Source organism: Pseudoalteromonas sp. NSLLW24 (genome assembly GCF_015864725.1).
GTDB lineage: Bacteria > Pseudomonadota > Gammaproteobacteria > Enterobacterales > Alteromonadaceae > Pseudoalteromonas > Pseudoalteromonas arctica.
The window spans coordinates 1-10,020 of sequence record NZ_JADYWQ010000033.1; the positions used below are offsets into that span (position 1 = coordinate 1).

General features: G+C 39.8%; 9 protein-coding genes, 2 tRNA genes and 1 rRNA gene. 8 read left to right on the forward strand and 4 right to left on the reverse strand.

The features are described 5' to 3' along the window. Nucleotides 1-95 precede the first annotated feature (95 nt). Nucleotides 96-210, forward strand: a 5S ribosomal RNA gene (gene rrf, locus I6E72_RS19490). A 446-nt stretch (nt 211-656) separates the two neighbouring features. On the opposite strand, the gene I6E72_RS19495 is transcribed toward rrf, so the two are convergent. The 3 genes from I6E72_RS19495 to uvrD form a co-directional block, all read right to left on the reverse strand. Then, nucleotides 657-1,505 (reverse strand): chemotaxis protein, encoded by an 849-nt coding sequence (locus tag I6E72_RS19495; protein WP_197113887.1) that lies wholly within the window; start codon nt 1,503-1,505, stop codon nt 657-659. Between the two features lie 102 nt (nt 1,506-1,607). Beyond that, nucleotides 1,608-3,677 carry a GNAT family N-acetyltransferase gene (locus I6E72_RS19500; protein ID WP_197113890.1) on the reverse strand — a complete coding sequence of 690 codons (2,070 nt, stop codon included), beginning with the start codon at nt 3,675-3,677 and terminating at the stop codon, nt 1,608-1,610. After that, nucleotides 3,655-5,820 (reverse strand): DNA helicase II, encoded by a 2,166-nt coding sequence (uvrD, locus tag I6E72_RS19505; RefSeq protein WP_197113893.1) that lies wholly within the window; start codon nt 5,818-5,820, stop codon nt 3,655-3,657. The genes I6E72_RS19500 and uvrD overlap by 23 nt, the downstream gene beginning before the upstream one ends. Before the next feature lie 303 nt (nt 5,821-6,123). Here uvrD and I6E72_RS19510 point away from each other — a divergent pair, with 303 nt between their 5' ends. The 3 genes from I6E72_RS19510 to I6E72_RS19520 all read left to right on the forward strand — a co-directional run bounded on the left by I6E72_RS19510 (nt 6,124) and on the right by I6E72_RS19520 (nt 7,562). Beyond that, complete coding sequence (locus I6E72_RS19510) at nt 6,124-6,348, forward strand: hypothetical protein (protein ID WP_002963009.1); 225 nt, start codon at nt 6,124-6,126, stop codon at nt 6,346-6,348. 116 nt (nt 6,349-6,464) lie between these two features. Continuing rightward, nucleotides 6,465-6,833: a YacL family protein gene (locus I6E72_RS19515; RefSeq protein WP_024592461.1), complete on the forward strand. Its 369-nt coding sequence runs from the start codon at nt 6,465-6,467 to the stop codon at nt 6,831-6,833. A gap of 105 nt (nt 6,834-6,938) precedes the next feature. Further along, complete coding sequence (locus tag I6E72_RS19520) at nt 6,939-7,562, forward strand: dUTP diphosphatase (RefSeq protein WP_007586550.1); 624 nt, start codon at nt 6,939-6,941, stop codon at nt 7,560-7,562. Nucleotides 7,563-7,577: 15 nt separating this feature from the next. Here I6E72_RS19520 and yrfG read toward each other — a convergent pair whose 3' ends face one another. Next, the gene (yrfG, locus tag I6E72_RS19525) at nt 7,578-8,225 is read right to left on the reverse strand and encodes a GMP/IMP nucleotidase (RefSeq protein ID WP_007378908.1); all 648 of its coding nucleotides are present in this window, start codon (nt 8,223-8,225) and stop codon (nt 7,578-7,580) included. Between the two features lie 61 nt (nt 8,226-8,286). Between yrfG and nudE the strand changes: the two genes are divergently transcribed. The 4 genes from nudE to I6E72_RS19545 all read left to right on the forward strand — a co-directional run bounded on the left by nudE (nt 8,287) and on the right by I6E72_RS19545 (nt 10,020). Beyond that, nucleotides 8,287-8,859: an ADP compounds hydrolase NudE gene (gene nudE / locus I6E72_RS19530; protein WP_007586548.1), complete on the forward strand. Its 573-nt coding sequence runs from the start codon at nt 8,287-8,289 to the stop codon at nt 8,857-8,859. Continuing rightward, nucleotides 8,852-9,655 (forward strand): 3'(2'),5'-bisphosphate nucleotidase CysQ, encoded by an 804-nt coding sequence (cysQ, locus tag I6E72_RS19535; RefSeq protein ID WP_007586545.1) that lies wholly within the window; start codon nt 8,852-8,854, stop codon nt 9,653-9,655. Before nudE ends, cysQ begins: the two co-directional genes overlap by 8 nt. 136 nt (nt 9,656-9,791) lie before the next feature. Beyond that, nucleotides 9,792-9,868 (forward strand) — tRNA-Met (locus tag I6E72_RS19540). A 79-nt stretch (nt 9,869-9,947) separates the two neighbouring features. Continuing rightward, nucleotides 9,948-10,020: transfer RNA gene (locus tag I6E72_RS19545), tRNA-Met, on the forward strand.

Consider the following 10,020-nt stretch of genomic DNA (forward strand, 5'->3'; position numbering starts at 1 on the left):
TAAAGTAGATATTACTTAGAAAGACTTAAAAAATATTATCAGATATTTTCCAAATTCAGTTAGTGCGTAGCGATACGAATTAACGCCCAAATTTGCTTGGTGACAATAGCGTTTTGGACCCACCTGATTCCATGCCGAACTCAGTAGTGAAACGAAACAGCGCCGATGATAGTGTAGCATTTGCTATGTGAAAGTAGGACATTACCAGGCTTCAAATTGTAGAAAGCCCGAATCTAACGATTCGGGCTTTTTTACGTCTGCAGAAAAGTGGAGTGTGAGTGAATAACGTACAAATCACACCCTACACTCCCATTAATATCCCTTACTTTATTCGATTACAGCTCATGAACTACTTTTAAGAAGCCCACTTAGCTCACCAGTATCAGCAATAGCACGATAATAAGCTGCTTGAGAAATGATAGTGCGTATTTGGACTGTGACTCTCCACTGCTGTGGGCTCTACTGCGCGCACCGATTTTACATTTTAAAAAGCTCGAATCTAACGATTCGGGCTTTTTACGTCTGCAGAAAAGCGAAATATAGAGGAGTAACGAACATTACGCACTCTAGGCCTTTCCAATTCACCTAAATATACAAGTCGAGCAGAATAGCTCCTTACTTCAGTACTAAAGTTTATAACCAAATCTAAAGACTATTTAAAATAGTCCGTAAGCTTGAGTTTCTTCACTTTCAGATTCTTCTAGTTGTGTTGGTTTAAATATTACGCTTGGATCAATTAATACACTGTGCTTTTGTGAAAGCTTGATTAATCCTCGCATCATATTTTTAGTTTGTGGGTCTAGATCAAAACCAACCTCAGTGAGCTTATCTAGTGGTTTAATGTCTTCTTTTTTATAGTCGATATTATCTTCGACTTTATCTACCAATAACCCTACGTGTGGGTTTAAGCCGTCTTTAGTGGTAAAAACAATAATAGGTTTATAGTCTAAGGTTATTTGCTCTTTAGCTGATTCGAATAAACGCTCTAGCTGAATTAGGTTACTACGCTTAATTTTTTCGAGCAGAGCTGATACTTGTTTATAATCGCTTTGATTATGAGCTGATATAGCTTCTTTTACCGTTTCTAGCAATGATTGGAAAGGCTCGTTAAGCCGAGACATTGTTAGTTTTAAGTCTTCATTATCGGTGTTGAGCTCTTTGTAAAACAGAACAAAATCTTGTAGCTCTGCGTCATTGCTTGAAATAGAAGCTGAGCTATTTGATAAGTTACTTTGAAGGGTATTGAACCAGTTTAATAGTTTTTCTTGCCATGTTCTTAGTTGTTTTAGTACATGCGCATTACTTTGTTCGGTTGAGATATTATTTAAAATAATACCTAAATCAAAAACAGGCGTTGGTATATCCATATAATCTTTAACACCAATAAAGCTTTTATTATTGTTTGGTAAAGTTGTTAGATTATTGTCAAAGCGCTCTGTTAATAAAATATCGAGTATTTTAAGTGAAATTGTTTTGCAGCCCACTTTAAAGTTTATTAATTCCATGCCTTTATCTTAATTTACCTGCTAATGCTTTAAGGATAGAACAAATTAAATAAATAGCTTAAAGATGGATAAGATTTAATAGAGATAGGTAACTAGGAGTTATTAGATGGCACTAGTGAGATTTTTTATGGCACGTTTAAATTGATTCTCAAGCTGCTTTTTTCCTAATAAACCTAATTGTTGAATCACTTTTTCATTACATTCATTTTGAAGCACTAACTTTATTAAAAGTTGTTTATCAGACTCTGTTAATTGAGACATACAAGAAGGACACTGATTCACTACTTGCCAAAGAGTCGCAGAGATATTAAATTGAGTGAAGTTACTGTTTACGAGCAAGGCTAATCGTTCGCGAGTCTCGGGGCTTACTAGCTCATCGCTAAATCCTTCAATTAAAATACTTACAAGTTGCCAATCCAGTGTTTTAAAGTGTGTTAAAAGAGCATAAAAAAAGTCGTTTTTAAACTGCTTTTTCAAAGGTCTAATAATTGCACTTTTGTTACTTAAGCATTTAACCACAAGCGCCGAATGTTCAGCTGTGCTTTTATCGCGTTGATAACCCAGTTTTACGGTATCAAACCCTTGTTTTTGCCAAAAGTTAAGTAGCTGCGCTGTTGCGCCAAAGCTTGCACCAAACCAACTACATTGGCTTTTTACTTGCGACTCGCAATAGCTAAGTAGCTTTTTACCAAAACCCATATTGTGAGAACTGGGATCAATCGCTATTCGTACAACGCGAGCGCTCAACTGTGTTAAGTAGTCATTATTAAAACTAAGTTGTGAGAGGGTTTGAGCCATTAAATGACCCTGTGGGCGGCGCTCTCCGCTTATAACCTGTAGAGCAAGTTCTTCACTTAAACCACCTTCTATTGCGATTAAACATACACCAACTAATTGATTGTTAATTTTGCTGATGAATATTCGTTGCGATGGTGCGTCTAGTAGTTGGCGTAAATCGTTTACACTACTTTGATAGTGAGCCAATGCAAGCAGGGCAATAACTTGTTGCAGTAAAGGCTCATTGTTTACAAGGGATTGCTGAGTTATTTCGCTATGAACTGGCTGCTCTAATTGCTCACTACTTAACTCTTTATATTGTGCACCGAGTGCAAGCAAGGTGCGAATGTGCTTCTCGAGGGGATCGTGTTTAGCAAAACGCAGTGGCTCATCAAGCGTTACAACTTTAGAGGCTTTATAGTGCGCTTTTATATAGTTACTAAAGCGAATGGTATAACCCCTACCATTGCCCTCATACCCAACCAGTGTACTTGCAAAGACTATACGAGGGTAATGAGCTAGCATTTTTAGCAATAACGGTACAGGGATCGCGGCGGCTTCATCAATGAGTAATAAATCGCACTCAGGTAATGCATTTAATAACGCGTCAGGTGCAACGTAGTGCAAGTTGGCGAGCTGTTTATGTTCAGCGTTGTATTGCAGGTCTAACTCGTTGGCTAAATGTTTAAAGCTACTATGGGTCGCTTTAAACTGAGTGCTGCAAATAATTACTTTTTTATCAGCTAATTTTGCGGCTGCTAAGCCAAGTGCTGCCGACTTGCCTCTACCTCTATCAGCATTAATGAGTAAAGGCCTGTTGGCACGACCATTAGCTATTTTTACTATTTGTTCAACGCAGTTTTGCTGTGGTACATAATCAATTTTATTATGCGTAACAGAGCTGACGAGATTACTAATACAGCCATTTTTTTCACTAAAATGAAAAGCGGGTAATTGCTTAATAATAGCCGCGAAACGTTGATTAAATAAACTGTAGTCAATACTCTGACCGTGTGATTGCACTGTACTTAATGAGGGGTCTTGCCAAGAGGCTAAATCATTTAATTCGGGCAGTAATAAAAACAGTATACCGCCTGCTTTAACGGTGCCGGTAAGTGCTGCAAGTTTATCAGGGTGTAAACCACTAAAACCATCGTAAACAGCATGAGCAAATTCTTGCCCTAAAATTTGGTGAGTGCGAGTAGGCCAGTACGAATTTTTAATCGCGGACTGCTTTGATACAACAAGTGTATTGTTTTCATCTATTAATGAGTTAAGTAATTCATAACACCAAGCAGGGCTGCCCGTAATCAACACTAGCTGACGATGATACGCGCCAGCTAGTTGTTGTTCTAACTCATTTAGGTGAGCTTTATACAGCTTGTAATCGTGCATAGGCCGTTACTAACCATTTACTGCCAAGGTCGTCAAAGTTAACTTGTACGCGAGATTGCGCGCCACTGCCTTCGTAATTAAGTACGGTACCAACACCAAACTTAGCATGCAAAACTCGTTGCCCTAAGTTAAAGCCACTGTCTTCAAATGCGGCATGGCTAACTGATGCGCTAAAACGCCCGGCGGCAGGCGGGCGAGAAACCTGTGTTTTAATACGGATTTCTTCTACGCAGTCCTCAGGTATTTCGCGTAAAAAGCGTGATGGGCTATGGTATTTTTCTTGCCCGTATAAACGGCGACTCTCAGCATGGCTAATGTATAACTTATCCATTGCTCGTGTCATGCCTACATAACAAAGGCGGCGCTCTTCTTCCAAACGACCAGACTCTTCGTTACTTTGCTGAGAAGGGAACATGCCTTCTTCTACGCCCACCATAAACACTAACGGAAACTCTAAGCCTTTAGCTGAGTGAAGTGTCATCATTTGAACGGCGTCTTCGTGCTCTTCTGCTTGTCCTTCACCTGACTCAAGTGACGTATGTGCTAAAAAGCCTTGTAAAGGCGAGCTGTATTCTTCGTCTTCAGGAAGTTCGTACTGGTCACATGCGCTAATTAGCTCTTCTAAGTTTTCTACGCGAGCACGGCCTTTTTCACCTTTTTCAGCTTGGTACATTGCCATCAAGCCTGAGGTTTGAATTGTGTACTTGGCTTGCTCATGCAAAGTTAGATCGCTAATTTTATCTTCTATTTGTTCGACTAGTTCTACAAACTTACTTACTGCACCAGAGGCACGACCAGATAATTGCTGTTGTTCTACAATTGCTTTTGCGGCATACCAAAGCGGTAACGATTCTGCTCGTGCACAATCTCGTATATGGCTCAATGTTTTATCACCAATACCGCGTGCTGGCGTATTAATTACACGCTCAAACGCGGCATCGTCTTGACGATTACCTACTAGGCGTAAATACGAAAGCGCATCTTTAATTTCTTGTCGTTCGAAGAATCGCATACCACCATAAATACGGTATTTTAAGCCTTCTTGCAGCATGGCCTCCTCAAGTACACGAGATTGCGCGTTACTACGGTATAAAATTGCGGCATCTTGTAGGGCATTACCTGCATTTAACCAGCTTCGTAGTTTGCTACTTACAAAGCGTGCTTCGTCTAACTCATTAAATGCTGCATAAATAGAGATTGGCTCGCCGTCGTTACCGTCGGTCCACAAGCTTTTACCCATACGTTCTGAGTTATTTTGAATTAATGCGTTAGACGCTTTCAAAATAGTCGCTGTTGAGCGGTAGTTTTGTTCAAGACGAATGGTTTCTGCGCTAAAGTCAGTTAAAAAACGTTTAATGTTTTCGATTTTAGCACCACGCCAACCATAAATGCTTTGGTCATCGTCGCCTACAATCATAATGCTGTTAGTATCGCCAGCAAGTAATTTTAACCAAGCATATTGAATGGTATTTGTATCTTGGAACTCGTCTACGAGCATATGCGCAAAGCGTTGCTGATAATGACGCAGTAACGTAGGGTTATTTTTTAACACTTCGTAGCTGCGTAGTAATATTTCAGCAAAATCAACTAGGCCCGCTCTATCACAGGCCTCTTGATAGGCGGCATAAACACGCAGCATCATTTGCTCATTAATATCGTATGCTTGAATATCTTTAGGGCGAAGTGCTTCATCTTTTTTGGCGCTTATGTACCAGCCAAATTGCTTAGCGGGCCATTTTTTATCATCAATATTCATCGATTTTAATAAGCGCTTGATCATCCGAAGCTGATCGTCAGAGTCTAAAATTTGAAAGGCTTCTGGTAAATTAGCTTCACGGTGATGAGCACGTAAAATACGATGCGATAAACCATGGAAAGTACCAATCCACATACCACCTACAGGCGCTTTTAGTGTTTCTTCAACGCGGCCACGCATTTCTTTAGCGGCTTTATTAGTAAAAGTAACTGCAAAAATACTGTAAGCGGAGGCTTGCTCAACTTGCATAAGCCACGCAATACGATGAACTAACACTCGTGTTTTACCAGACCCAGCACCTGCTAATACCAGCATGTTTTGTAGTGGGGCTGCAACGGCATCGCGTTGTTTGTCATTTAAGCCATCGAGTAATTGTGAAACGTCCATCGTTACGCCTTTTTAATCAATATTGTGGCCAGTATAACAGGTGTTTTTGTTAGGCTAAATAAAATACTGTTTTTATAAACAGCTATTTATAAAATAGTGTTCAAAACGAGTAACTTGCTAATTAATTGAGCGAATAGAAAAGTGCAAACACATAACAAAAATTGCTAATTTGACCTAAAGTTAGCAAAATTTACTAACTCTCTAAATCTAGACTAATTTAACTATTTGATTTGTAAGCTTTAATAAATTGGCATAGAGTGTGTAAGTAAATAATTATAAAATCAAATAAATACAGAGGTTAGTATGGCAGATCAAGGTTCTGGCGGTAACGTAATCGCAGCATTATGTAATATATTTTTTCCTGGTTTAGGGCAGTTAGTGCAAGGGCGTATTTTAGCGGCTATATTTTTTGCACTCGCTATTATAATAAGTTACGCACTAATTTATGTGCTTGTAGGCTTTGTACTTGTGCCTATTATTTACTTATGGTCGATTATTGACGCAGCGCGTTATAGATCGCGAAGTTAACGGTTTTCAAGTTGAGTAAAATAGCGCCCATGTGGCGCTATTTTACTTTATATGTCCTGTGGTTTACGGGCGTTTACGTATATAATTACGCAATTAAAGATTTACAGGCAAACCCTATGGAATATCAATTTATTCGCGACCCTATTAGTGGGCTACGTATTAAAATAAGCAGTGAACACGCTATTATTGGTCGCTGGCTAAACGAAGAAATAGGCAAAGACAAAGTAGCCATGGTGCAAGCGCTTATTGCATCGGTGAGTTCAAGCTATGAGCCGCTAACGCTAAAAGGCCAAGAAATAGATTTAATATTAACGAAAGACGAAGCATTATTTGAAGCCCATGCGCTTCATCAAGACAGCGAAGACCTAATAGCGTATCAAGATGACGATTTAGCGCTTGAAGAAAATGGCTTAAGTAGTGGTTGTGGCTTTGAAGATTTCATTGATTTAATTGATTCATGGCATGAGTTTACGACGTCACGATAAACATAACTAGCACACTAATAAAAATATACAGCAATGCACAATCAGCATTTTATCTGTATTATTACACCAACGAACATTACGCCAATCAAAACGACAGGAACTGATATGTCTGCCAATTTAAACAAGCTAGTAGTGATGCTAGAAATGCAAAACGCCATGAATACTAAAGTACATGAGCAATGGTTTACTCAAGGGTTTGAATGGTACCGCGCTATTTGGGTTGAGTGTGCTGAAATGTTGGATCATCATGGTTGGAAATGGTGGAAAAAACAAACACCAGATACTGAACAAGTTATTTTAGAGTTGGTTGATATTTTTCATTTTGGTCTATCGCTTAGAATTGACGGCGAAACTAGCTACGAAGACTTAGCAAAGCAACTTGAAACTGAGCTTAGTAATGCTCAACAAGCTGATGACTTTAAACAAACACTAGAGATATTAGCGGCTTCTGCAGTTGCAGATAAAACGTTTAATGCAGGTGCCTTTGCCGGCTGTATGGCGCAAATGGGTATGGATATTGATGATTTATATCGCGGCTACGTAGGTAAAAACACGTTAAACTTTTTCCGCCAAGATCACGGTTACAAAGATGGTAGCTATATTAAAGAATGGAATGGGCAAGAAGATAACGAGCATTTAGTTGAAGTAGTTAAAAGCCTTGATACAGAACATGCAGATTTTGCAAAGTTAGTATATCAAGGGCTAGAAGCGCGTTACCCAAAAATTTAAGTCACGTAAGTTGAGTTAGATAATCTTACGATAGTCGGTAACACTTAGGTAATCGGCTATTTCGTTATGTGGTTGTTGGCTATCTGGGTTAGCAACTGCAAGTAAGTGCTCAATGCCGTATTCTCGTGCGGCATTCAAAACCGGCACACTGTCATCTACAAACAAAGTGCGCTGCTTATTAAATCCTAAGTCTTTTTGTACTTGGTGCCACAAACTTTGTTGCTCTTTACTTACTCCATATTCATGAGTCGACACTACGCCATCTAGGTAGTTATCAATCGCTGTATGCTCAAATTTAAGCATGACACTCTCAGGGTGGGCGTTGGTAAGTAAAATTAACTCTTTGCCTGCTTTTTTAAGCTCAGTTAAAAAATGAGGTACGTCTTCGCGCATTTTAATTAAATGCTGAGACTCTCGTTTAAGCTCCATTATAGGCAAGCTTAATTGCTGCTCCCAATAATCTAAACAATACCACTGTATTTGACCGCTCACAGCTTGATAGCGTTTTAAAATATCTGCTTTAGCTGCATCTAGGCTAATGCCCCTTGCTAATGCGTGTTGCGCAGGAATAACGTTAAGCCAAAAATGACTGTCGTAATGTAAATCGAGTAATGTTCCATCCATGTCGAGCAAAACGGTATCGATTTTTGACCAATTTAACATAGGAATTTCAACTTATAAGGTTTATTATTGAACTAACTGCCATGATAGCAAATTAACGCCAATGACACAGAAAAAGCACCCAACACCACCACAAATCCTCAGTAACAATGTTGTCGCTAAAAGCCGCCTGTTTACTGTGGAGTCTTTAGAGCTAAAGTTTTCTAATAACGAAGAGCGCCAGTATGAGCGAATTCGCGGCGGTGGCCGGGGAGCAGTGATGATTGTTCCGTTAAGTGCAGACAACGAATTACTACTTGTACGTGAATACTGTGCGGGCACAAACGATTACCAGTTAGGTTTTCCTAAAGGCTTAATCGATCCGGGCGAAACGCCAGAGCAAGCTGCTAACAGAGAGCTTAAAGAAGAAATTGGCTTTGGTGCTGAGTATTTTAAACCATTAAGAACAGTAACAATGGCGCCGAGTTACTTTAATGCCACTATGCATATTTTATTTGCTAAGCAATTATACCCACAAACCCTTATTGGCGACGAACCAGAGCCGCTTGTTGTTGTTAAGTGGCCATTAACTCAGTGGCAGTCATTATTAGACCAAGAAGATTTTACCGAAGCACGCAGTGTTGCAGCTTTGCTATTATTAGATAAGTATTTAGCGTCTGGAGCTGCCGATGAATAAATTAATCGAACCGTGTATTGAATTAGCTGAGCGTGCTGGCGATGCAATTATGGCCATTTATAAAAAAGGTGATATTGGCCAACAAGAGAAATCAGATAATACGCCTGTTACCAAAGCTGATTTAGCAGCAAATGACGTACTGGTTGCTGGATTAAAAGTCTTAGCACCCGATATTCCGATTATGTCGGAAGAAACACCTATACCAGCACTCGCCGACAGACAGGATTGGCAGCGTTATTGGTTACTCGATCCGATGGATGGCACAGGCGAGTTTATTTTAGAAAGTGGCGATTTTGCAGTAAATATTGCATTGATTGAAAATAATCACCCAGTGCTTGGTGTTATTCATTGGCCTGCAAAAGGTGTGACTTATTTTGCTACAGCTAAAAATGGTGCCTTTAAACGTGAAAACTCAATTGATAAGCAAATATCTGTAGCGCCGCCAGAGAACTTGACGCTTGCAGTGAGCCGCCGCCAAAAAATAGAAGCGGTGAGTCAGTATTTAAATAGTCAGTTTACAACTATTGCTATTGGTTCGTGCTCATTAAAAGCTTGTACTGTTGCAGAAGGCAAAGCAGATTGTTTTTTAAGAATTGGTCCAACGGGAGAGTGGGATACAGGTGCTTCACAAGTTATTGTTGAAGAAGCCGGTGGTTGTATTACCGATGCAGAATTTAACCCGCTAACGTACAACCAACGCGAGAGTACTGAGAACCCTGACTTTATAGTGATGGGGCATCCAGACTGGGAATGGCAAAAAATGATTAATCCGCATCAAAGGTTGAGCGCAGAATAGCAATTTGATTGCTTTTTGTTCGGTTGAACAACTTTAATTAGTTTAGGCCTTGCATTAAATGTTTATTCCTATATAGTAGCGCTCTCTTCAAGGCAGGCTCGTAAATATTACGAAAATGTTTTAAAGAAATTACAGGCGCGGGATGGAGCAGTCTGGTAGCTCGTCGGGCTCATAACCCGAAGGTCGTCGGTTCAAATCCGGCTCCCGCAACCAATTTTTTATAAGATTTGGTTACTGTAAACTCTAGCTTAAGAGATAAAATAAAGTAGTCGATAGACTTAAAATACACAGGCGCGGGATGGAGCAGTCTGGTAGCTCGTCGGGCTCATAACCCGAAGGTCGTCGGTTCAAATCCGGCTCCCGCA

What these genes read in the sequence shown, in the direction of transcription:
- I6E72_RS19495 (WP_197113887.1), bottom strand. Translation starts at nt 1,505, where the DNA reads ATGGAATTAATAAACTTTAAAGTGGGCTGCAAAACAATTTCACTTAAA.
- I6E72_RS19500 (WP_197113890.1), bottom strand. Translation starts at nt 3,677, where the DNA reads ATGCACGATTACAAGCTGTATAAAGCTCACCTAAATGAGTTAGAACAA.
- uvrD (WP_197113893.1), bottom strand. Translation starts at nt 5,820, where the DNA reads ATGGACGTTTCACAATTACTCGATGGCTTAAATGACAAACAACGCGAT.
- I6E72_RS19510 (WP_002963009.1), top strand. Translation starts at nt 6,124, where the DNA reads ATGGCAGATCAAGGTTCTGGCGGTAACGTAATCGCAGCATTATGTAAT.
- I6E72_RS19515 (WP_024592461.1), top strand. Translation starts at nt 6,465, where the DNA reads ATGGAATATCAATTTATTCGCGACCCTATTAGTGGGCTACGTATTAAA.
- I6E72_RS19520 (WP_007586550.1), top strand. Translation starts at nt 6,939, where the DNA reads ATGTCTGCCAATTTAAACAAGCTAGTAGTGATGCTAGAAATGCAAAAC.
- yrfG (WP_007378908.1), bottom strand. Translation starts at nt 8,225, where the DNA reads ATGTTAAATTGGTCAAAAATCGATACCGTTTTGCTCGACATGGATGGA.
- nudE (WP_007586548.1), top strand. Translation starts at nt 8,287, where the DNA reads ATGACACAGAAAAAGCACCCAACACCACCACAAATCCTCAGTAACAAT.
- cysQ (WP_007586545.1), top strand. Translation starts at nt 8,852, where the DNA reads ATGAATAAATTAATCGAACCGTGTATTGAATTAGCTGAGCGTGCTGGC.